The sequence below is a fragment of the Streptomyces changchenzhani genome, assembly GCF_039766235.1.
GTDB lineage: Bacteria > Actinomycetota > Actinomycetes > Streptomycetales > Streptomycetaceae > Streptomyces.
Genome location: NZ_JBDHNH010000003.1, coordinates 126,494 through 148,569, shown reverse-complemented (window position 1 = coordinate 148,569; position 22,076 = coordinate 126,494). Strand labels below are relative to the sequence as shown.

Below are 22,076 nucleotides of genomic sequence, written 5' to 3'. Positions count from 1 at the left end.
AATTCACAATAAGTGGCCTGGGTCACACACGCACCGTGCGCGCGGCCACTCGGCCGAGTCGTTTCTCGGCGCGTCGAGGCTGGGCCCGCCCTGTACGGGCCGGGCCGCACCCACTTGGCCTTCGCAGGTCGCCCGTTCCTGCCGGGCGCGATGCCATGGAAGCGGTGGGATCTCCCGCCGACCGGCTTGGAAGGCAGACACATGCATCGCAGCATTCGCAGGGGTTCCGTCGCTTCGGCCGCCTTGGCCGTCGCCCTCATGGCCGCGCTGCCGGGGGCCGCCGTGGCGGCCGGCGCGCACGCCGCAGGCGACGGCGGATCGGACCGTATCGTGCGGGACCAGGACCAAGACCGGGATCAGGACCGGGTCCACGGCGTGGCCGTGGACACGCCCGCCGCCGTCGACGACGACGCGGACGATGCCGCGGACGACAAGGCAGAGGCCCTGAAGGACGCGGCGGAAGCCAAGGCGGAGGCGGCCGAGGACGCCGCCGAGGCCAAGGCCGACGCGGCCAAGGACGCCGCCGAAGCGAAAGCCAACGCGGCAGAGGCCAAAGCGGACGCCGCCAAGGACGCCGCCGAGGCCAAGGCCGACGCGGCCGAAGACGCCGCCGAGGCCAAAGCCGACGCCGCTGCCTCGACCGACGCGGTCTGACCTCCGCTTCAGCGCTCAGCCGCCGCCGGGCGGCCCCGCCTCACACCGCGCGCTCCTGGCCCTCCCAGTAGGGCTCGCGCAGTCGGCGCTTGTAGAGCTTGCCGTTGGGGTCGCGTGGCATCGTCTCGATGAAGTCGACGGTCCTGGGCCGCTTGTAGCGGGCCAGTCGCTGCTCGCAGAGCGCCAGGATGTCCGCGGCCAGCGCGTCGTCGGGGGGGTGCCCGTCGGCCACCTCGACGACGGCCTTGACCTCCTCGCCCCACTCCGGGTGCGGGATGCCGAAGGCTGCGGCGTCCGCGACGGCGGGGTGGGTGAGGAGGGCGGCCTCGATCTCGGCCGGGTAGATGTTGACGCCGCCCGAAATGATCATGTCGATCTTGCGGTCGCGGAGGAAGAGGTAGCCGTCCTCGTCCAGGACGCCCAGGTCACCGACGGTGAAGAAGTCACCGATGCGGTTCTTCTTCGTCTTGCCCTCGTCCTTGTGGTAGCTGAAGCCGCCCGTGCTCATCTTCATGTAGACGGTGCCCAGCTCACCGGGCGGCAGCCGGTTGCCGTCGTCGTCGAAGACGGCGAGTTCGCTGATGGGCCAGGCACGGCCGACGGTCCCCGGTTTCTTCAGCCAGTCCCCGGCGGTCGCGAAGGCGCCGCCGCCCTCGCTCGCCGCGTAGTACTCCTCGACGCAGTGCCCCCACCAGTCGATCATCGCCCGCTTGACGTGGTCGGGGCAGGGCGCCGCCCCGTGGATGGCGTGCCGCATCGACGACACGTCGTACGCGGTGCGTACGTCCTCGGGCAGGGCCAGGAGCCGGTGGAACTGGGTCGGGACCATATGGGTGTGGGTGCACGCGTGACGGTCGATGAGGCGCAGCATGTCCTCGGGCGTCCACTTGTCCATGACGACGAGCGGGTGGCCGATGTGCAGGGCCGCACCCGCGAACTGCAGTACGGCGGTGTGGTAGAGCGGCGAGCAGACCAGGTGGACGTTGTCGTCGAAGGCCTTGATGCCGAAGATGCCGAGGAAGCCGCCGAGGTGGGACTCCTCGGGAAGCCGGCCGGACAGCGGGCGGCGGATGCCGCGGGGGCGTCCCGTGGTGCCCGAGGTGTAGTTCATGACCCAGCCGAGCGTGCGGTCGTCGGGCGTTGACTCGCTCTGCCCGTCGAGGAGTTCGGCGTACGGGCGGGAGCCTTCGAGGGCGCCGACGGCGTAGCGGTGCGAGGCCGGCAGCTTCGCCTCGTCGGCGGCGGCGGTGGCCGCGTCGGCGAATCGCTCGTGCGCGATGAGCACCTTGGCGCCGGAGTCGGCGACGATCCAGGCGATCTCGGGGCCGACGAGATGGTGGTTGACCGGGACGAGGTAGAGCCCGGCCTGGGAGGCGGCGAGGTACGCCGTGAAGAACTCCACGCCGTTGGGGAGGACCACGGCGAAGGAGTCGCCGCGTTCGAGTCCGGCCGCGCGCAGGCCGTGCACGAGCTGGTTGACGGCGGCGTGCAGCCGGCCGGCCGTCCATTCCTCGCCGTCGGGGGCGACCAGTATGACGCGGTCGGGGTTCGCGGTGGCCTGTGCCCAGAAACCGTTGAGCGGCTCGCTCATGACTCGCTCCGTCCTGCGATGCGGTTGATACGGTCCACGGCCCGCTCGAAGCCACGGGTGAGGTCGTCGAAGACGGCCTGGACGCCGCGCTCGGAGTTCATCCGGCCGACGATCTGGCCGACCGGGGTGCCGAGCAGCGGGCCGACTTCGTACTTCTGGATACGGGAGACGGCCTCGGCCACCAGGAGGCCCTGGAGTGGCATGGGCAGGGTGCCGGGGCCGCTCGGGTCGTCCCAGGCGTCGGTCCATTCGGTGCGCAGCTGGCGGGCGGGCTTGCCGGTCAGTGCGCGGGAGCGGACGGTGTCGCCGGAGCCCGCCGAGATGAGCTTGGCGGTGAGGGCGCGCGAGTGGAGGTCGGCCTCCTCGGTGGTGAGCCAGATCGAGCCGAGCCAGGCGCCCTGGGCGCCCAGAGCGAGCCCGGCGGCGATCTGCTCGCCGCTGCCGATGCCTCCGGCGGCTAGTACGGGCAGCGGGTGGACCGCTTCGACGACCTCGGGGACCAGGACCATGGTGGCGATTTCACCGGTGTGGCCGCCCGCCTCGTAGCCCTGTGCGACGACGATGTCGATGCCCGCCTCGGCGTGCCGCCTGGCGTGCTTGGCGCTGCCGGCCAGCGCGGCGACCAGGACGTCGTGGGCGTGGGCGCGCGCGATGACGTCGGCGGGCGGCGAGCCCAGTGCGTTGGCGAGCAGCTTGATCGGGTAGTCGAAGGCGACGTCGAGCTGGTTGCGGGCGACCTCCTCCATCCAGCCGGTGATGCGCCAGCCCGAGGCTTCGCCCGGATCGAGTTCGGGTACGCCGTGCTTGGCGAGGGTCTGCGTGACGAACTCGCGGTGCCCTTCGGGGATCATCGCCTCGACCTCGGCCTCGGTCACCCCCGACACCTTCTTCGCGGGCATGACGACATCGAGGCCGTACGGCTTGCCGTCGGTGTGCTCCTGCATCCAGTCGAGGTCGCGCGCGAGATCCTCGGGTGCCGTGTAGCGGACCGCGCCCAGTACGCCGAGTCCGCCCGCCCTGGTGATGGCGGCGGCCACGGCCGGGAAGGGGGTGAAGCCGAAGATCGCGTGCTCGACTCCCAGTTTCTTGCTCAGCTCCGTCTCCATGGGCCGCAGGATGCCGCAGCGGGGCGGACGAGGGAAGAGATTTTCTGATGCTGCGTCAGACAATTTGGGCGGTTGACAGCACTCTCCGTCTGCAAGAAAGTTTCAGGCGTTGGACGTGAGGCGGAAGTTACTTTCACAAGGGGTGGCTCGTGACCGAAGGTGCGGCGGACAGCGGGATCAGCAGGCGCGGCCTCGGCGGTGGCCTCATGGCGCTGGGCGGCGCCCTGGCGCTCGCGCGACTGCCCGCCTCGGCGGCGGCCGCGACGCCGCCCTCCGGCGGCCGGACCACCCTGCGGCGCGGCTCGCCCGAGCGGGCCGGGCTGCTCCCCGGCCCGCTGCGGCAACTCGTCACGGACGCGGAGCGCTTCCTCGGCCCCTCCCCCAAGCATCCCTGGTACGCGGGTGCCGTGCTGCTCGCGGGCCGGGGCGCCACCGTGGCGCTGCACCGGCCGATCGGCTCGGCGGTGCGCTATTCGGCGTACGACGAGAAGACGGACACGGGGGTCGAGCTCCCGGCGGGGCAGCGGATCGCGATGGCCGAGGACACCGTCTTCGATCTGGCGTCGGTCTCCAAGCTCTTCACATCCATCCTCGCCGTGCAGCAGATCGAGCGCGGCACGCTGGAGCTGGAGGGGAAGGTCGCCGCGTATCTCCCGGAGTTCGGGGACGCGGGGAAGCAGGACATCACGGTCCGTCAACTCCTCACCCATACCTCGGGGTTCCGTTCCTGGATCCCGCTCTACAAGGAGCCGACCCGGGAGGGGAAGCTGAGGCTGCTGTGGAACGAGGCGCCGACCGGCGCCCCGGGCACCAAGTACCTCTACTCGGACCTCAATCTGATCTCGCTCCAGCTGATCCTGGAGGAGATCACCGCTCGCACTCTGGATGTGCTGCTCCACGACGAGATCACCGCTCCGCTCGGGATGCACCGCACTCGCTTCAACCCGCCCGCCTCCTGGAAGCCGAAGATCGCGGCCACCGAGGACGCCCGGCTGCCCTGGTCGGGCCTCGAACGCGGCCTGGTGTGGGGCGAGGTGCACGACGAGAACGCCTTCGCCTTCGGCGGTGTCGCTGGCCACGCCGGGGTCTTCTCCGACGCCTGGGACCTCGCGATCCTCGCCCGTACGCTGCTCAACGGCGGCGCGTACGGCCGTCGGCGCATCCTGGACCCGGAGTCGGTCGAGCTGATGTTCACGGACTTCAACACCGCTTTCCCGGGCGACGAGCACGGCCTGGGCTTCGAGCTCTACCAGCACTGGTACATGGGCGCGATGGCCACGCCCAGGACCGCGGGCCACACCGGCTTCACCGGTACCAGCCTGGTGCTCGATCCGTCGACCGACTCGTTTCTCGTGGTCCTGGGCAACTCGGTTCACCCGGTGCGCAGTTGGCGCTCCAGCAGCGCCCCGCGCGTCGCCGCCGCCAACAATCTGGCGCGCGCCGTCGCCGTACGCCCGCCACACGGCCGCACCGCCTGGTTCTCCGGCATGGCCGTCGCCACCACCGCCACACTCACCCTGCCCGCCCTGCGCCTCAGCCAGGACCGCCCTCGGCTGCGCTGCTCGCTGTGGTGGGACACCGAGCCCGGCTCGGACCGCCTTTTCCTCGAAGCCTCGACGGACGACGGCGCCACCTGGCAGCCGGCGCCGTTCACCACCGTACGAACTGCGCGCAAGGAGAAGGGCCGGGCGCCCGAGCCGCACCCCGACGGCTCCGCCACCGGCTGGTCCGGACGGGTCTGGCACCGGCTGACCGCGGACCTGGCGGCCTGGACCGGCAGGGACGTAACGCTGCGTTGGCGATACACGACCGACACGCTGTACGTCGGACGCGGCGCGTACGTCGACGGTCTGCGGGTCGACGACGGGCGCCGCACCGTCTTCGACGAGTCCAAGCCCCGGGACGCGGCCCGTATCGAGGCCGTAGGCTGGACGGCCACCGAGGACTGATCAGCAGCGCTCAGCGGGCGCGACCTCCCTACCGGTCCCGGCGCCGCATGAGCAGCAGGGCGGCGCCGGCCAGCCCTGCCACGGCCCCCGCGGACAGGACGCCACGCCGGGACTGGACGGACAGCACCGACCACTGGGACTGCAGGGAAAACGCCGATCCGGTGCTCAAAGCCGAGCCGACGGAGAGGAACGACAGGGCGGACCCGATCGAGCCGACCGACAGTGAGCTGCCGATCGAGCCGACACTGAGCGCGGAGCCGACCGACCCGATGGACAGCACCGACCCCACGGAACCGATCGACAGCACCGAGTCCGACGACCAGAGCGACAAACGCGATTTCGACATGGGCCCACGTTATGCGGGTCCGAGGCGGGTCCGGTGGAAATCCTCAGCGCCGGTCCAGGGGCTCCAGCGACCGAACTGGACCCGAACCCGCCTTGCAGGGAAGGCACTCCTCCGGAGACGATCAATCTGTGACGTTTCCGGACCGTTCTCTCACTGATGCGACGAATGACGCCGTTCTGGACGCGGCGCCGCCGGTCCGGGCGGCCGAGGTACGCCCATGGCGGGCCCGGCAGGCCGTCGCACCGGCTGTCCGGGTGGCCGCTGTCGTGGCCGTGCTCGTCCCGCTGTGTCTGATCGGCGCGGGCCTCGTGACGCGCGGCACGGGCGAGATCCGCATACCCGGCGTGGGAACCACCGCCGTCCTGCGCGCGGTGCTCTTCGCCGCGCTCACGCTGCACGCCGGCGAGCTGGCCGTGACCCGGATGGCACGGACCGTCCGGGGCGCCCCCGCGTCGCGTCCGCGCAGCTGGGCCGTGGGCGTCTCGCTGCTCGGCGCAGTCGCGGCCGTCGCGCAGATCGTCCAGCTGGCCGGTCTGGGGTCGCTCGCTGCGGGCCTGGCCGATCCCGACGGTCTCCTGGAGACGTACGGGACCCTTCCCGGCCAACTGGCGCTCCTCCAGGCCAACGCCTTCCTGGCCGCCGCGTACTGCGCGAGCCGGAGCCGCCCCGCGTGGGCCGTGACGCCGCTCGCCCTCGTGGTCATCGCCGAGGCGGTACGCGCACACCCCGAGGTCGACAGCCCCGCCGTCGGGGTCGCGCTGACCGTGGTTCACCTCACGGCCGCCGCCCTGTGGTGCGGCGGGCTGCTGCACGCGCTGCGCACGATGTACGGGTGGCGCGACGCACCGGACGCGGCCCGCGTCCTGCTCGGCCGCTACGCCCGAATGGCGGCCTGGCTGTTCGCCGCGCTCGCGGTCACCGGGACGGCGAGCACGCTGCGCCGACTGCCGCTCGATCAGATCCTGAGCAGTGCCTACGGCCGTACCCTGCTGGCCAAGCTGCTCCTGGTCGCCCTGGTGGGTCTGCTCGCCATGGTGGCCCGACGGCGACTGCACCGGCCTCGGCGCGGGCCGAGTGCCTGCCGCGCGGCCCGGGTCGAGCTGGTGGCGCTGGGCGCGGTGGTGCTCGTATCGGCGCTGCTGACCGCCGTGCCGGTTCCGGTGCGGTAGCTGCGACACCCGCTAGTGGCCGAGCGCCGCCATCGCCGCGTTGTGGCCCGGGATGCCGCTGACTCCGCCGCCCCGGACCGCGCCCGCCCCGCACAGCAGCACATTCGCGTGCGCCGTCTCCACGCCCCACCTGCCGGTCCCGGCGGACTCGTCGGCGTACGGGAAGGCGAGCGGGCGGTGGAAGATGTTGCCGCCGGGCAGCCGCAGTTCGGCTTCGAGGTCGAGCGGGGTCTTCGCCTCGATGCAGGGGCGGCCCTCCTCGTCGAGCGCGAGGCAGTCGGCGATCGGCTCCGCGAGGTGGGCGTCGAGCTGGGCGAGGGTCGCCTTGAGCAGGCTCTCGCGCGCCCCGTCGTTGTCGTGCGCGAAGAGTCCGGCGGGGGTGTGCAGTCCGAAGAGCGTCAGGGTCTGGTAGCCCTGCTCGGCCAGTTCGGGGCCGAGGATGGACCGGTCGGTCAGCGAGTGGCAGTAGATCTCGGACGGCGGCGCGCTCGGCAGCCTGCCCGCGGTCGCCTCCCGGTGCGCGGCCGCCAACTGCTCGTACCCCTCGGCCACATGGAAGGTACCGGCGAAGGCGTCACTCGGCGAAACCGTACGGTCGCGCAGTTCGGGAAGGCGGCGCAGCAGCATGTTGACCTTGAGCTGGGCGCCCTCGGACGGGGCCGGGGGCGCGTCACCGAGCAGGCCCGCGAGCGCCTGCGGTGAGGCGTTCACCAGGACCTGGCGGGCCGCGACGGTGCCCTCCTCCTGATCCGTGCGCCAGGAGACCTCGGCCCGGGTCCCGTCGGTTTCGATCCGGGTCACCTCGCGCCCGGTGACGATCCGCGCGCCCGCCGACCGCGCGGCGGTGGCGAGTGCGTCGGTGAGGGCGCCCATGCCGCCCACCGGTACGTTCCAGTCGCCGGTGCCGCCGCCGATCACGTGGTAGAGGAAGCAGCGGTTCTGCGCCAGGGAGGGGTCGTGCGCGTCGGCGAACGTGCCGATCAGGGCGTCCGTCAGGACAACGCCCCGGACGAGGTCGTCGTCGAAGGTGTCCTCGATCGCGACGCCGAGCGGCTCGTCGAAGAGCATGCGCCAGGCGTCCGCGTCACCGATCCGCTCGCGCAGGGCCTCGCGGGTGGGGAGCGGCCCGGTGAGCGTGGGGAAGACCCGCTCCGCGACCCGGCGGGTCATGGCGTAGAACCGCTGCCAGGACTCGAAGTCCCGGTCGGCTCCCGTGAGCGCCCGGAACGAGCTACGGGTGCGGTCCTCGCCGCCGCCGACCAGCAGGCCGGTCGAAGCGCCGTGCCGCCGGGCGGGGGTGTACGAGGAGATGGTGCGTTCGCGGACCGCGAAGCGCAGTCCGAGGTCGCGCACGATCTTGTCCGGCAGCAGGCTGACCAGGTACGAGTAGCGCGACAGCCGGGCGTCGAGCCCGGCGAAGGGGCGGGTGGAGACGGCGGCGCCGCCGGTGTGGCCGAGCCGCTCCAGGACGAGGACCGAGCGCCCGGCGCGCGCCAGATAGGCGGCGGCGACCATGCCGTTGTGCCCGCCGCCCACGATCACGGCGTCGTAGGAGTCATGGGCCCCGCCTGTCCCGGGGACTTCCTGTACGGACATGGCCTCACACGCTCCTGTCTCGGGTACTGACGCTCATCGGCTCCGCAGCGTCGGAGGTATCAGTGTGAGGTCCGGGGCGTCGGTGGCATCAGAGGCTCTGGGCACCGCGCTGCTGGCGCAGCGCCGCCACTCGCCGGTACAGCTCCACGGCCTCCGCGCCGCGGCCGAGCTGCTCCAGGCAGTGCGCCTCGTCGTTGCGGCTGGCCAGGGCGTCGGGGTGGTCGGCGCCGAGGACCCGTTGGCGGGCCTCCGCGACCTGCCCGTACACCGCGAGGGCGTCCGCCCAGCGGCCCAGCCAGCCGAGGCCGACGGCGACTTCGCGGCGGCTGACGAGCGTGTCGGGGTGGTCGGGCCCCAGCACGCGCTCACGTATCGCGCACACGTCGCGCGCCTCGGTGAGAGCCTCCTCCCAGCGGGCGAGCCGCCCGAGGTTGACGCCGAGGCCGTGGCGGGCACGCAGCGTCTCGGGGTCGGCGGGGCCGTGCACGCGGGTACGGTCGTCGACCAGCGAACGGTAGAGCTCAAGTGCCTCCGCGCTGCGCCCGAGGCGGCCGAGGCTTATGCCCACCTCGTAGCGGGCGGAGAGCGTGTCGGGATGGTCGGCGCCCAGTGCCTGGGCCCTGGCCGCCGCGACCTCGCGGTAGGTCTGGAGCGCCTCCGACCAGCGGCCCAGCTGGCCGAGCGCGTAAGCGACCTCGTACTGGGTGACGAGCGTGTCGGGGTGGGTCGCGCCGAGCACCCTCGTGCGGGCCGCCGCGACCTCGTGCGCCATGCGGTACGAGTCCTCCAGGCGGCCGAGCCTGCTCAGGTTGAACGCCAGGTTGTGCCGGCAGCGCAGGGTGTCGGGGTGCTCGGGTCCCATGGTGCGCTCGCGCGAAGCGAGCACCGCTGCGTACACCTGATGGGCTTCGAAGTGCCGGCCGAGCTGGCCGAGGACGTACGCCATCTCCTGGCGCGCGGCGAGGGTTTCGGGGTGGTCCGGGCCCATGGTGCGCTCGCGGCCGTCCGCGACGCGGCCGAACTCGCGCAGCGCGTCCGCCGCGCGGCCGGTCCTGCTGAGGGTGAAGCCGACCTCGTAGTGGCTGGCGAGGGTGTCGGGGTGGTCGGGGCCCAGCGCGTGCTCGCGCTCGACGGCGACCGCGCGGTGCACCTCACCGGCCTCCGTCCAGCGGCCGAGCCGCCCGAGGCTGAGGCCCGCGTTGTGCCTGCTGTTCAGGACGGTGAGCACCTCGGGCGGCGGCGTGGGCCGCTCCTGGCGCTGCGGGGCCTGCACGGCGACCCCGGCCCGCAGGCCGACGCCGGTGGTCCACTCCCCCGTCAGCCCGGCGGAGTGGTCGGTCGCGGCGGCGGGCGACGGCCAGGTCCCGCTCGCCTTGTGGCCCGTGGTCATGCCCCGGGTCCAGGACGGGAGCCTGGGCGCGAGCGAGGGCGGCTGCTCGGGGCGGGCGCCGGACGGGCGCAGCACGGGTGAGGGCACGGACGCCAGAGCTTGGACAACGCCGGAGGCCCGCCCCGCGGTGAGGCGGTGCGCGAGGTTCTTGGCGTCGGGCGGTCGCTCGTCGGGCTCCTTGGCGAGCAGGTCGAGGACGATCCGGTCGAAGAACTCGGGGAGTTCCTCGCGGTGGGTGCGCGGCGGCTCCGGCTGGGTGTCGCGGTGACCGACGAGGACCGCCCAGGCGTCGTCCAGGTCGAACGGCGGGACGCCGGTGGCGATCTCGTACAGCACACAGCCCAGTGAGTAGAGGTCGCTGCGGTGATCGACGTTGACGCCGCCGATCTGCTCGGGCGACATGTAGTGGGGGGTGCCCATGGCGATGCCCGTGCCGGTGAGCCGGGAGGTGATGCCGATGTCGTGGCCCAGGCGCGCTATGCCGAAGTCGCAGATCTTCACTGTGCCGTCGGTGAGCCGCATGATGTTGGCGGGCTTCAGGTCACGGTGGACGATGCCCTGTTCATGCGTGTACGCGAGGGCCCAGGCGACCTGCTCGGCGATGTCGACGACATCGGGGACGGCCAACGGGTGGGCCTTGTTGTCCTCCAGGAGCTGGCTGAGGTTGCGGCCCTCCAGCAGCTCCATGACCAGATAGAGGACGCCCTCGTGCTCCCCGAAGTCGTGCACGACGGTGACGCCCCGGTGCTGGAGGGCGGCGGCGACGCGCGCCTCGCGGCGAAAGCGTTCGCGCAGGACTCTGGTGAAGGACTGATCGTGCTGGGGGCCCATCGGCTTGAGGCATTTCACTGCGACCCGTCGGCCCAGCGACTCGTCGCGAGCACGCCACACCTCGCCCATGCCCCCGCGCCCGATCAGATCGAGCAGCCGGTACCGGCCCTGGATCAGCCTGGTGTCCGCCATCTCGTGCTGTCGCCCCCGTCGTTTTGCTGCGCCCTCCCCGGCTCGTCCAGTATGGCCGTCCGACAGGTGAGTTTGTACGGTGCCGGACGCGCGTCGGGCCCGAGCCTGGCCATCGCTTCGAGGATGTGCCCCGGTGGAAGTTGCCAGCGCACACGTGCGGGGACGGCCCGCAGGGCGGTTCCGGTTGCGCGGAGCCTACGGGTGACGGTGAGCGAGGCGGGGGCGGGGCGTCCGTACAGCTCATGGGCGTATGTGGGCAGGGAGGCGTACGCGAGCCCGGCCACGCGCCGCCACAGCAGCATGCGCGCCGGTACGAGCAGCGGGTGAACGGGCGGTTTGCGGAGGAAATCGTCGACGGCGCGCGCTTCGGGGCCCACCACGAGTTCGTGCCGCACTTTTTCGAAGTACGCGGCGAGCCCGGCGGTGGACGCGGGGACCGTTGCCGGGTCCAGGCCGACCAGCCGGGCGCCCTCACGGTGTTCGTCGATGTACCGGTCGGCCTGGGCCGCGCTGAGGCGGAAGCCGGAGCGGCGCAGGACGTGCAGATAGGAGTCGACCTCGGCGCAGTGCACCCACCGCAGCAGCTCGGGCTCGTCGACCCCGTAGCGCTCGCCGGTCGCGGGGTCGGTGGCGCCCAGCATGCTGTGGATCTTGCGGACCCGGGCGCCGGCCCGTTCGGCCGCTTCGGTCGTGCCGTAGGTGATGGTGCCGACGAAGCCTGCGGTGCGCATCAGCCTGCCCCAGGCGTCGTTGCGGAAGTCGCTGTTCTGCATGACTCCGCGCACCGCGCGCGGGTGCAGCGCCTGAAGATAGAGGGCCCTGATGCCCGCGACCCACATCATCGGGTCGCCGTGCATCTGCCAGGTGACGGATTCGGGCCCGAACAGGCCCGGATCGGCGTCGCGCATGTCCCCCACCTCCTGCCGGTACGCCCAGGCTAACGGCGTGGGCCCGTCAGCGGCGTACCCGCGGCATCCCCAGCCCGATCCAGGAGATGATCTCCCGCTGGATCTCGTTGTTGCCGCCGCCGAAGGTGAAGATGACGGCGCTGCGGTAGCCCCGTTCCAGCTCACCGTGCAGGACCGCGCCCGCCGAGCCCTCCTTCAACGGGCCTGCCGCGCCGACGATCTCCATCAGCCAGGCGTACGCGTCACGGCGCGCCTCGGAGCCGTACACCTTCACCGCCGACGCGTCCTGCGGGGTGAGCGTGGCGTTCTGGAGGGCGTACACCATCTGCCAGTTCAGGAGCTTCATCGCGTCGAGCTTGGTGTGGGTCCTCGCCAGGCGCCCGCGCACCCAGCCGAGGTCGATGACCCGGCGTCCGTCGGCGAGCTTGGTGTCCGCGGCCCAGCGCTGGACGTTGTGGAAGGCGCGGATGGCCATGGTGCCGTGGGCGGCGAGGGTGACGCGCTCGTGGTTGAGCTGGTTGGTGATGAGCCGCCAGCCCTTGTTCTCCTCGCCGACACGACAGGAGACGGGGACGCGGATGTTCTCGTAGTAGCTGGCCGTGGTGTCGTGCGAGGCCAGGGTGTTGATGAGGGTGCAGGAGTAGCCGGGGTCGCTGGTCGGCACGAGCAGCATGGTGATGCCCTTGTGCGGCGGTGCGTCCGGATCCGTGCGGACGGCGAGCCACACCCAGTCGGCGGTGTCGCCGTTGGTGGTCCAGATCTTCTGGCCGTTGACGGTGTAGTGGCCGGTGGCCTCGTCGCCGTCGCGTACGGCGCGGGTCTTGAGGGCGGCGAGGTCGGTGCCCGCGTCGGGTTCGCTGTAGCCGATCGCGAAGTCGATCTCACCGGCCAGGACCTTGGGCAGGAAGTACGTCTTCTGTTCGTCCGTACCGAACTGCATGATCGTCGGGCCAACGGTGTTGAGCGCCATCAGCGGCAGCGGCACACCGGCCTGTGCGGCCTCGTCGAAGAAGATGAACTGCTCCATCGGCGAGAGGCCGCGCCCCCCGTACTCCTTGGGCCAGCCGACGCCGAGCCAGCCGTCGGTGCCCAGGCGGCGGACGGTCTCCCGGTAGAAGCGCTTCTGGGCCGCCGGGTCGGCGTACCGCGCGTATACGTTGTCCGGCACCAGCTCGGCGAAGTACGCGCGCAGTTCGGCGCGCAACTGCTGCTGCTCAGGCGTGTATTCGAGGTGCACGGGCCCTCCAGGAGTATCGCGTTCCCTATGGCGGCGCACAGACTAGAACGTGTTCCAAGAATCCGGAAGGGCTTCCCCTCAACCGCACGCCGCACCGGGAGTCCCCGTGCGGTGGTTCGCGCGAACCGGCGGCGTCCCGTACGTCAGCCGTCGTTCGCCGCCTCGATGAAGTCCAGTGCCTGCGCGAGGCTCTTGGGCCGGCGCACCCCGGCCGTATCGCGCACCCTCGTCCAACCGGGACCGGCGATCAGTACGGTGGGCCGGGACCGCGCACCCCTGATGCCCCAGGCCGTGGCGCGCACCAGGTTCACCAGGACGCGGTCGGCCGTGAGGCGGGTCTGGGACCACAGCACCACGGCGCGCGGTCCCGTTCTGCGTACCGCCTCGGACAGGGCCCCGGCAGGAACCGCCGCGCCGAACATCCTTACCGGCAGCCCTCGTTCACCCAGGACGGCCGCGAGTGCCTCCATCGCCAGAGTGTGCGTCTCGCCCGGTACGCAGGCCAGCAGCACCGGGGGCTCGTCGCTCTCCGGGTCCTTCGGGCGGCAGCCGCGGCGCAACGCGGTGGAGATGTGCCAGGACAGCAAGTGCTCGGCCTCGACGTACCGTTCGCCCGCCGCGTCACCGGACGCGGCCCAGGTGCGGCCGATCGCGCGCAGCGTCGGGGACATCACCTCCTCCCAGGCCCCGACGAGCCCGTGCTCGGTGACGGATGCGGCCAGCAGGGTGTCGAGGCGGGGAGAATCGAGGCGTACGGCGGCCCTGCCCAGGCCACGGCCGGCCCGCGCGGCGGTGCGCGGAGCGGGGATCAGGACGACGCGCCCGGAGTACGTGTCGGGTCCCGGCGACACCTGCCCCTGGTACGGCCCGTCGGGCCCACGAACCAGCCGGGCGGCCTCGGCAGGCGCGACGCCGTGGGCCGTTAGGCGGCACATGCGCTCCAGCAGGGCCACGTCCGCGGGCGCCCAGCGCCGGTGCCGGCCGCCCTCACGCACGGCCGGGCCGAGGCCGTAGCGGTGGTCCCAGGACCTCAACGTCGTCGGCGCCACACCAAGTCGCAGTGCAACCGCCCCAGTTGTCATCCCGGCTTCGGGCGATGTCCCGCTTTCGATGTCCATCTCCGGACGATACGACGCACGAACGACGCGAGTTGCCGCCTTGGAGCAACTGCGACCAGGGTTGCCAACACAAGGACGGCGGTCGGCCCACGGCTCCCGGAAGCGTCCGCTTCGTCATCGACGCGGACGACCGGCCCGGCCGGTGCGCGGAGGACGTCACGCGCCCACGGGCGACGGGCCGACCGTGCAGAGGCGTCACGACGCAGAGGCCTCCCGTGGCGCCACGCCGCAGCCGTCTGGCCCAAGCAGGCTCCCCCGGGCCGGGCGGCTTCGGCGCGTCCCGCCCCCCGTGCGGTTCACCCGCACCGGTGAACCCCCGCGAGTCACCCGTAAGAGCCCGTCCGGTCGCTGACCACCCGGGGTGCGTCCAGCATGACTGTGGCGCATCCGTCGAACCCGGAGGACCTTCGTGACCACTGTCCGTGACCTGATGACCCCTGACGTCCGGTGCATTCCGGCGACCGAGACACTCGACCGCGCGGCCCAGCTGATGCGGGACCACCGCATCGGCGCGCTGCCCGTACAGAATGGCGACGGGGAGCTCATCGGCATCGTCACCGACCGCGACATCATCGTGAAGTGTGTCGCCGCGGGCCACGACCCGGCGAAGGTCACCGCCGGGGACCTCGCGGCGGGTGCACCGGTGTCCGTCGATGTGTCCGCCGACACGTCCGACGCCGTACGGGTGATGGGTGAGGCGCGTATCCGCAGGCTGCTCGTCCTGGACAACGGCAGGCCGGCCGGTGTGATCACCGAGGCGGACCTGGCACGGAACCTGCCCGCCGAGCAGCTCGCCGACTTCGTCAGCCGTGTCTACGCGACGGGCTGACCCACCGCGGCCTCTGAGCGTACGGATTCGGCCCGGCACAGCGGCGGACGCTGTGCCGGGCCGAATCTTTACACGCTACGGAAGCTGAGCGTCAATGGCCGCGCGGCCCTCCTTCTCCAGCCGGCGCCGCGCCCATTCCAGGGTTTCCGCAGTCACATCGCGCCCCGAGGCAAGCACCAGGTCCTCGGGGGTGACGTCGTCGCTGGCGCCGGTGTGCAGCAAGCTGTCGGGGGTCACTTCCGACGGGTCTCGCTTCGAAACGGATTCCTCGCTCATACCGCCTCCTCCTTGTTTCGTCGATCAGTCGGCATTCTGGTTGGCGCCTACCCGGACCGCATCCGCTGAACATCACGTGCCCGCTCGTCTTTCACCTCGCCCACTCCCTTCGCGTCCGGCACTGCCGTATGTTCCGGATGCGAAGGGCGCCCGCCTGCGGCAGCGTGGTGTGAGGTGAGCCCAGCCAGGCCATAACCGAGCACGGAGTGGGACTGATGAGCGAAGACAACACGGAGCTTCCCGAGGACGACGGCGTTCTGGACGCGCAGGACACGCTGATGAGCGACGACCTGGACTCCGACCCGCTCGACGCGGGCATCACCCCGGCCGAGCACTGGTCGCCCGCCGAGTCCTTCGGCACGACGGCCGAGGAGGCACGGCGCGGCGAATCGCTCGATCAGCTGCTCGCCGAGGAGGAGCCGGACACCGAACCGGCGACCGGTGACGAGGAGGAAGACCCGGACGCGCCGAACGAGGACCTGGACGAGGGCCCGGAGGACGGACTGACCGAGGAACTGATTGAGGATCTGAACGAGATCTGACCGCGGCGGGTCCGACTGCGGGGCTATCCGGCCGCCGGGGGCTCGCCGCCCTGGCCGTCCTGCCCGTAGCGGCGCTCGAACTGCGCGACCCTGCCCTCCGAGTCCGCTGTCCTGGCCTTCCCCGTATAGAAGGGGTGGCTCTCCGAGGAGATCTCGACGTCGACGACAGGGTACGTATTGCCGTCGTCGCTCCTCGCGCTGATCGGGCTCTTCAATGTGGTGGGAGCCGTGGCCTCGGGCCGGCGACGCCCGATGTGGCCAGGCGCTGCGACGAGGTGCTGGACGCGGGCGGCGCCCTGGTGGAGCTGGTTCCCGATGCCCCGGTGGCGCGCCAGGCAGTGCCGGGCGGCCCACAGCCATGTGTTCAGCCCTGTGCGCGGTGCCGTGACCGGATGGGCCCGAATACTGCCCGGATGTCCAGTGTGGCGGCCGGGCCCACCCCCGTGGAACCCGGCCGCCGTCCCGGTGGCTCGGCCGTATGGCCAGGACAGCATATGGCACCTGATCAGCAGAGCAACACTCTGGTGTGACCGGGCACTGGCAGAAACGTACACCCCAGTTGCGGGACCGCGTCAACTACAGTTGGGTGGGCCCAGCACATTCCGGGCTCCCCCCACACCAGAGTGGACAGCGCGGCGATCATGGCGAGAAGGACGTACTGGACGTGACAGACGAAGAGGGGCACACCTTCGCGCAGCTGCTGGACCACCTGTTCAGGGAGGTCCATCCGCCGGCCCGCGGGCCGTACACGTACACCGAGGTCGCCGAGGGGATCCAGGAGGCGTCGGGGGGTGAGGGCAAGGGGCTCACCGCGAGCGCGATCCAGCAACTGCGCACCGGCGCCAAGAAGAACCCGACACGGCACACCATCAAGGCGCTCGCAGGCTTCTTCGGTGTGCCCGCGGGCTACTTCTTCGACGAGGAGACCGCCGACCGCGCGCGGGCGGAGATCGCCGTTCTGGCCGCCATGCGGGACCAGGGCGTGCGGAGCGTGGCGCTGCGGGCCAACGGCCTCAGTACGGAGAGCCTTCAGATGCTGTCCGCGGTGATCGAGCAGGCGCGTCGCCTGGAGGGCCTGCCGGGCGATACCGCGACGAACAACCTCAAACTCGACGACTAGCGCTCCGCCTTGCCCGGCGTTTCGCCGGGAGGGGCAGATTTCTTTGAATCGGTCGGAGCAATCGCCTAAGCTTTCGAGCGATTTGGAGCAGGCTCTTCCGGATCATCCCCCGGCCGCACCCGGGTTGCGCCCACATGGGTCCAGACCCGAGCGACGTCAGGACGATCATGGACCTTGAGCGGCTCCGCACGGAGTGCGAGGAGCGTGTGGGCGCCCTTCGGCTGCCCCACCGCTTCAACACGCGGCATCTGTGCGATGCCGTGGCGGAGTTGCGCGGCCGCCCGATCATCCTCAGGCCGCTGAGCACACTCGGCGCGATCGACGCACCGTGCGGAATCCGCCTGGAGACGCCCGAGGCCGATCTCCTGTTCTACGAGGAGGCGACGTCGCCGCTGCACCAGAATCACATCCTCGCGCACGAGGTGAGCCACATCCTCTGTGACCACCCGGGCAGCCTGGAGCTGGACGCCGAAGCGTTCCACGCGATCGGTTTCAACCCCACCCTCGTCCAGCGCATGTCGGGACGGACCTGCTACTCCACCGACGACGAACGCGAGGCCGAGATGATGGCCACCGTCATCCGTCAGCGCATCTACCGCGGGCGTGAACTCCCCCCCCCCCAGCCGGCCCGCCAAGGGCGCCGAGAGCTGGGAAGCACTGTTCGCCAAACCATCCAGGAAGGGCCGCCGCCGCCCATGATCAGCCTGCTCTTCTCCGGAGTGGCCATCGTGCTGCTCCTCGCAGCCGTCTACTGGGTTCGCGGACGGGGCGGCCACCGGCCGACCGGCACGTGGGCCATGGCTGCGCTGCTCGTCTCCTTCGCCCTCGCCTTCGCGTCGTACACACCGCTCGTGGAGAACGCGGCGGAGAGCGTGGTCCCCCACGTGGGCCGGCTGCTCAGCAACTCCTTCACGCTGGCCGCCGCGACTTCGGTGCTGGCCTTCATGCTCCAGCTCAATCTGGAGCCCGACGCCGCCCGCCGGAGCATCCGGCTGCGCGTGCTCTTCCTCGGTATCGCCGTCACCGGGATGACCGTGCTGTTCGCCGCCGAGGAGATGAACGACCGCTCGCCGAGGATCTACGCGCTCTACGTCCTGATCTACATCTCGTATCTGGGCATCACGGCGAAGGACTTCCTCGTACAGACCTGGCAGCAGTCCAAGCGCTCCCGGCGCACCAGCCAGCGCGTCGGGCTGCGCATGACGGCCGTCGGCTGCCTCTTCGCGCTGCTGTACTCCGCGTACAAGGTGTTCGTGATGATCTCGCTGGGGCTCGGGCTCGACCTCATCGCAGACCATTCCCGGTGCTCGTCGCCCGTCATTCCGGTGCGCTGCGTGTTCAGTGTGACCTCGCCGGCCCTGGCCGTGCTTCTCATCACCCTGGGCCTCACGCTTCCCGCGGTGGCCTGGCCGTTCAGCCAGTTCCTGCGGCGACGGTGGGAGTCGCGGTCCTTCGCGGCGCTCGGACCGCTCTGGAAGGACATCACCGGAGCGACCCCCGAAGTCGTCCTCGACCCCGCCGACTTCCACCAGGAGGACGACGCGGACGACTCCGACTTCTTCCTGCACCGCCGGGTCATCGAGATCAACGACGGCGGGATCGCGCTGCGCCTCCACCGCTCCGTGACGGTCCAGGAGAGCGCGGGCCTGGCCGTCGCCTCGCGCGGTCTCGCGGACACCGCCCAGGGCGACGCCATCGTGGAGGCCGCCGTCCTGTCGGCCGCCGTACGCGCGAAGGCGGCGGGCGGGGAACTGCCCGAAGAAGCCGCCCCCCAGGCCCCGGGCACCGAGTCCCGCGAGGGCAACCTCCGGGCCGAGACCGAGTGGCTGCTGCTCGTCGCCCACGCGTACGCGCACAGCGACATCGTGCGTGACGCCGACGGCGCACCGGCCTCCGCGGAAGCGGGGGCGCAGGCATGAGCGACCCGTTGCAGGATCCGCGGTTCTTCGCCAACCCGTACCCAACCTACGCGAAGCTGCGCGGCGCGGCCCCGGTGCAGAAGGTCCCCACCGGCTCCGGGGGGCGCTACAGCTATCTGGTCACCGGCTACGCGGAGGCCCGCGAGGCCTTCGCCGATCCCCGGCTGTCGAAGAACACCGCACGGTTCTTCGCCGGTCAGCCGTCGCGGCGCGACATCCATCCGGCCGTCTCCCAGAGCATGCTGGCCACCGACCCGCCGGAGCATGCACGGCTGCGGACCCTCGTGACCAGGGCGTTCACCACGGGGGCCGTCGCGCGGATGCGCCCGTACATCACCGGCCTGGTCGACACCATGCTCGACGAGTGGCCGCGGCACGGGCCCGTCGATCTGGTGGCGAGCCTCGCGGTGCCGCTGCCGGTCACCGTCATCTGCCAGCTGCTCGGCGTCCCGGAGGCGGACCGTAAAAGCGTGCGCGAGTGGTCGAGTGAGCTCTTCGCCGCAGGAGAACCGCAGCGGGCCGACGCCGCGTCGCACGCCATCGCGGGCTGTATGACCGACCTGATCGCGGCCAAGCGCGCCCGGCCCGGGGAGGGCCTGATCGACGACCTCATCGCCGTGCGGGACGGCGACGACCGGCTGACCGAGCCGGAGCTCGTCTCGCTCGCCGTGCTTCTCCTGGTGGCCGGTCACGAGACCACCACCAACTTCATCGGCAACGCGGCGCTGGCCCTGGTGCAGCACCCGGACTCGCTGCGGCGGCTGCGCGAGGAGCCCGAGCTGCTCGGCGGCGCCATCGACGAGTTGCTGCGCTACGACTCCCCCGTGGGCATCGCCACGTTCCGCTACAGCACCGAGGCACTGACGCTCGGCGGCACCGAGATCCCCGCGGGCGTCCCGGTGCTCATCGCCCCTGGCGCAGCCAACCGCGACCCCGCCCGCTTCAGCGAGCCCGACCGGCTCGACCTGGACCGGGACACCAGGGCGCAGCTCGCCTTCGGCCACGGCATCCACCGCTGCCTGGGCGCGCCCCTGGCGCGGGCCGAGGCCGAGATCGCGCTCCGGGCGCTCATCACGCGTTTCCCGGGGGTCCGCCCGGCGGTTCCCGCCGAGGAACTCCGGTGGCGTCACACGCGGTTGATGCGCGGGCTGGAGTCCCTGCCACTGCTCGTGTGACCAGCGCCCGCGCGGCCCGCGGTGCCCGGTCGCGGGCGGCGCGGGTCAGCGGGTCAGCGGGTCAGCGGGTCAGCGGGCGGCCATCCCGGTCAGGATCTTGTCCGGGGTGAGGGGAAGGTCGCGGAACCGGACGCCGGTGGCGTGGTGGACGGCGTTGCCGATCGCCGCCGGTGTGCCGACGATGCCGATCTCGCCGATGCCCTTGCTGCCCATCGGGTTGATGTGCGGGTCGTCCTCGTCGATCCAGTACGCCTCGACCTTCGGGACGTCGGCGTGCGCCGGGACGTGGTACGCGGCGAGGTCGCTCTCGGTGTAGTCCCCGAACGCCGCGTCCATGGTGCTGCCTTCGGTCAGCGCCATCCCCAGGCCCATGACCATGCTCCCGATGAACTGGGAGCGCGCGGTGCGGGAGTTGAGGATGCGGCCCGCGGCGTACACACCGAGCAGCCGGCGTACGCGGACCTCCCCGGTGACCGTGTCGACCTGGACCTCGGCGAAGTGCGCGCCGAACGCGTGCCGGGCGAAGGGGGATTCCGCCTTCGCCTCCTGCTCGGTACGGACGGACACGGAGATGCCCTCGGGCGGCAGCGCGCCCCGGTGCTCGCGCAGGCGCCCGTTGAGGGCCGTGCACGCCTTGTGCACCGCCCAGCCCCAGGACGCGGTGCCCGATGAGCCGCCGGCCAGCGGGGCCCTCGGCAGGTCGCTGTTGCCGATGTCGACGTGTACGGCGTCCAGCGGCGCGGCCAGCACGTCGGCGGCGATCTGTGCGAGCACGGTACGGGCGCCGGTGCCGATGTCCGTCGCGTTGACCTGGATGCGGTACGTGCCGTCGGCGGCGGCGTGCGCCGAGGCACTGGAGGGCGAGGTGAGCGTCGGATAGGTGGCCGCGGCGACCCCGGTGCCCAGGAGCAGCGCGCCCTCGCGGCGGACGCCCGGACGCGGGTCCCGCTCGTGCCAGCCGAAGCGCCGCGCGCCGTCCGCCAGGCATTCGGTCAGATGCCGGCTGCTGAAGAGCAGGCCGCTGTCGGGCTCGGTCGACGGCTCGTTGCGCAGCCTCAGTTCGATGGGGTCCAGGCCGGTGGCGACGGCCAGTTCGTCCATGGCCGACTCCAGGGCGTACATCCCGGACGCCTCGCCGGGGGCTCGCATCCAGGAGGGGCTGGGCACGTCAAGGGCGGTGAGCCGGTGGGTGGTGCTGCTGTTCGGGGTCGCGTACATGACGCGGGAGACGAGAGCCGCCGTCTCGACGAACTCCTTGACCTTGGAGGTCTGGGTGACCGCGTCGTGGCCGACGGCGGTGATGACGCCGTCCGCGCCCGCGCCGAGCCTGACCCGCTGGATGGTGGGCGCGCGGTGGCCGACGACCGCCGCGAGCTGCCTACGGGGCAGGGAGAGCTTGACGGGTCGGCCGGTGTGCCGGGACGCCATGGCGGCCAGGACGACCTGCGGGCGGGGCGTGCCCTTGGCGCCGAATCCGCCGCCGACGTGCTCGGAGATGACGGTGACCTGCTCGGGTTCGAGGGCGAACAGTGCGGCGAGAGTGTCGCGCACCAGGGTGGCGCCCTGGCTGGAGTCGTGCACGGTGAGGTGCCCGTCGTCCCAGTGCGCGGTCGAGGCGTGCGGCTCCATCGGGTGGTTGTGCAGCGCGGGCGTCGTGTACGTGACGTCGACCTGCACGGGCGCCGAGGCGAAGGCGGCGCCGAAGTCGCCGCGGTGCCGGTCGGCTTCGGTGTCGCCGGTGGCTTCGTCCGGGGTGAAGAGGCCGGGGTGGTCCGCGGTGAGGCGTACGTCGTGCGGGGCGCTCTCGTAGGTGACGCGGACGGCCGCCGCGGCGGCGCGGGCCCCTTCGATGGTGTCGGCGACGGCCAGGGCGACGTACCAACCGCGGTGCGGGACATGGTCGTTCTGCAGTACGGCGAGGATCGCGTCGTCGGGCTTCTCGATGCGGGGCGCGTTGTCGTGGGTGAGGACGGCGAGCACGCCGGGCAGCGCGAGCGCCTCGGCGGTGTGTACGGCGGTGATGCGGCCACTGGCGACGGTGGCGGGCACCGGCCAGGCGTACACGCAGCCCGGCGGGGTGTGTTCGGCCGCGTAGCGGGCGGCGCCGGTGACCTTGTCGCGTCCCTCGCGGCGGACCACTGGGGCGCCCAGGGGTGGTTTCTCGGGGGTCATCTCGGGGGTCATGAGG

General features: G+C 71.7%; 19 protein-coding genes. 8 read left to right on the top strand and 11 right to left on the bottom strand.

Annotation, left to right across the window (positions count from 1 at the left end; genetic code table 11):
- Window positions 1-201: 201 nt before the first annotated feature.
- Window positions 202-654, top strand: coding sequence for a hypothetical protein (locus ABCR94_RS12145; protein WP_347119268.1), 453 nt, complete (start codon window positions 202-204; stop codon window positions 652-654).
- 40 nt (window positions 655-694) lie between these two features.
- Here ABCR94_RS12145 and ABCR94_RS12140 read toward each other — a convergent pair whose 3' ends face one another.
- Both ABCR94_RS12140 and ABCR94_RS12135 read right to left on the bottom strand, forming a co-directional pair.
- Entirely contained in the window at window positions 695-2,245 is a 1,551-nt protein-coding gene (locus tag ABCR94_RS12140) for an acyl-CoA synthetase (RefSeq protein WP_347119267.1), read from the bottom strand.
- Complete coding sequence (locus ABCR94_RS12135; protein ID WP_347119266.1) at window positions 2,242-3,351, bottom strand: nitronate monooxygenase; 1,110 nt, start codon at window positions 3,349-3,351, stop codon at window positions 2,242-2,244. The genes ABCR94_RS12140 and ABCR94_RS12135 overlap by 4 nt, the downstream gene beginning before the upstream one ends.
- A 206-nt stretch (window positions 3,352-3,557) precedes the next feature.
- Between ABCR94_RS12135 and ABCR94_RS12130 the strand changes: the two genes are divergently transcribed.
- On the top strand, window positions 3,558-5,300 hold the full coding sequence (locus ABCR94_RS12130) for a serine hydrolase domain-containing protein (protein ID WP_521976949.1): 1,743 nt from the start codon (window positions 3,558-3,560) through the stop codon (window positions 5,298-5,300).
- 28 nt (window positions 5,301-5,328) lie between these two features.
- Here the strand turns inward: ABCR94_RS12130 and ABCR94_RS12125 are convergent, their stop codons facing one another.
- Entirely contained in the window at window positions 5,329-5,646 is a 318-nt protein-coding gene (locus ABCR94_RS12125) for a hypothetical protein (protein WP_347119264.1), read from the bottom strand.
- 128 nt (window positions 5,647-5,774) lie between these two features.
- Between ABCR94_RS12125 and ABCR94_RS12120 the strand changes: the two genes are divergently transcribed.
- On the top strand, window positions 5,775-6,815 hold the full coding sequence (locus ABCR94_RS12120) for a CopD family protein (RefSeq protein ID WP_347119263.1): 1,041 nt from the start codon (window positions 5,775-5,777) through the stop codon (window positions 6,813-6,815).
- 12 nt (window positions 6,816-6,827) lie between these two features.
- Here the strand turns inward: ABCR94_RS12120 and ABCR94_RS12115 are convergent, their stop codons facing one another.
- The 5 genes from ABCR94_RS12115 to ABCR94_RS12095 form a co-directional block, all read right to left on the bottom strand.
- Window positions 6,828-8,411, bottom strand: coding sequence for a phytoene desaturase family protein (locus ABCR94_RS12115; RefSeq protein WP_347119262.1), 1,584 nt, complete (start codon window positions 8,409-8,411; stop codon window positions 6,828-6,830).
- Between the two features lie 88 nt (window positions 8,412-8,499).
- A complete protein-coding gene (locus tag ABCR94_RS12110; protein ID WP_347119261.1) occupies window positions 8,500-10,764 on the bottom strand; it encodes a serine/threonine-protein kinase in 2,265 nt (754 codons plus the stop codon).
- Entirely contained in the window at window positions 10,746-11,672 is a 927-nt protein-coding gene (locus ABCR94_RS12105; protein ID WP_347119260.1) for an oxygenase MpaB family protein, read from the bottom strand. Before ABCR94_RS12105 ends, ABCR94_RS12110 begins: the two co-directional genes overlap by 19 nt.
- A gap of 46 nt (window positions 11,673-11,718) precedes the next feature.
- Window positions 11,719-12,909: an acyl-CoA dehydrogenase family protein gene (locus tag ABCR94_RS12100; protein ID WP_347119259.1), complete on the bottom strand. Its 1,191-nt coding sequence runs from the start codon at window positions 12,907-12,909 to the stop codon at window positions 11,719-11,721.
- A 143-nt stretch (window positions 12,910-13,052) separates the two neighbouring features.
- Entirely contained in the window at window positions 13,053-14,027 is a 975-nt protein-coding gene (locus ABCR94_RS12095) for a MerR family transcriptional regulator (protein ID WP_347119258.1), read from the bottom strand.
- Between the two features lie 409 nt (window positions 14,028-14,436).
- Here ABCR94_RS12095 and ABCR94_RS12090 point away from each other — a divergent pair, with 409 nt between their 5' ends.
- Window positions 14,437-14,856 (top strand): CBS domain-containing protein, encoded by a 420-nt coding sequence (locus tag ABCR94_RS12090; protein ID WP_347119257.1) that lies wholly within the window; start codon window positions 14,437-14,439, stop codon window positions 14,854-14,856.
- A 75-nt stretch (window positions 14,857-14,931) separates the two neighbouring features.
- Here the strand turns inward: ABCR94_RS12090 and ABCR94_RS12085 are convergent, their stop codons facing one another.
- Window positions 14,932-15,132, bottom strand: a complete 201-nt coding sequence (locus tag ABCR94_RS12085) for a hypothetical protein (protein WP_347119256.1) — start codon at window positions 15,130-15,132, stop codon at window positions 14,932-14,934.
- A gap of 215 nt (window positions 15,133-15,347) precedes the next feature.
- Here ABCR94_RS12085 and ABCR94_RS12080 point away from each other — a divergent pair, with 215 nt between their 5' ends.
- On the top strand, window positions 15,348-15,674 hold the full coding sequence (locus ABCR94_RS12080) for a hypothetical protein (protein WP_347119255.1): 327 nt from the start codon (window positions 15,348-15,350) through the stop codon (window positions 15,672-15,674).
- Window positions 15,675-15,697: 23 nt separating this feature from the next.
- Here ABCR94_RS12080 and rpmE read toward each other — a convergent pair whose 3' ends face one another.
- Window positions 15,698-15,991: a 50S ribosomal protein L31 gene (rpmE, locus tag ABCR94_RS39040; protein ID WP_521976947.1), complete on the bottom strand. Its 294-nt coding sequence runs from the start codon at window positions 15,989-15,991 to the stop codon at window positions 15,698-15,700.
- Between the two features lie 347 nt (window positions 15,992-16,338).
- Between rpmE and ABCR94_RS12070 the strand changes: the two genes are divergently transcribed.
- The 3 genes from ABCR94_RS12070 (at window position 16,339) to ABCR94_RS12060 (ending at window position 19,888) form a co-directional block, all read left to right on the top strand.
- Window positions 16,339-16,794: a helix-turn-helix domain-containing protein gene (locus ABCR94_RS12070; RefSeq protein WP_347119254.1), complete on the top strand. Its 456-nt coding sequence runs from the start codon at window positions 16,339-16,341 to the stop codon at window positions 16,792-16,794.
- 134 nt (window positions 16,795-16,928) lie between these two features.
- Entirely contained in the window at window positions 16,929-18,713 is a 1,785-nt protein-coding gene (locus tag ABCR94_RS12065) for an MAB_1171c family putative transporter (RefSeq protein WP_347119253.1), read from the top strand.
- A complete protein-coding gene (locus ABCR94_RS12060) occupies window positions 18,710-19,888 on the top strand; it encodes a cytochrome P450 family protein (protein WP_347119252.1) in 1,179 nt (392 codons plus the stop codon). The genes ABCR94_RS12065 and ABCR94_RS12060 overlap by 4 nt, the downstream gene beginning before the upstream one ends.
- A 69-nt stretch (window positions 19,889-19,957) precedes the next feature.
- On the opposite strand, the gene ABCR94_RS12055 is transcribed toward ABCR94_RS12060, so the two are convergent.
- A complete protein-coding gene (locus ABCR94_RS12055) occupies window positions 19,958-22,072 on the bottom strand; it encodes a xanthine dehydrogenase family protein molybdopterin-binding subunit (RefSeq protein WP_347119251.1) in 2,115 nt (704 codons plus the stop codon).
- Between the last annotated feature and the right edge of the window lie 4 nt (window positions 22,073-22,076).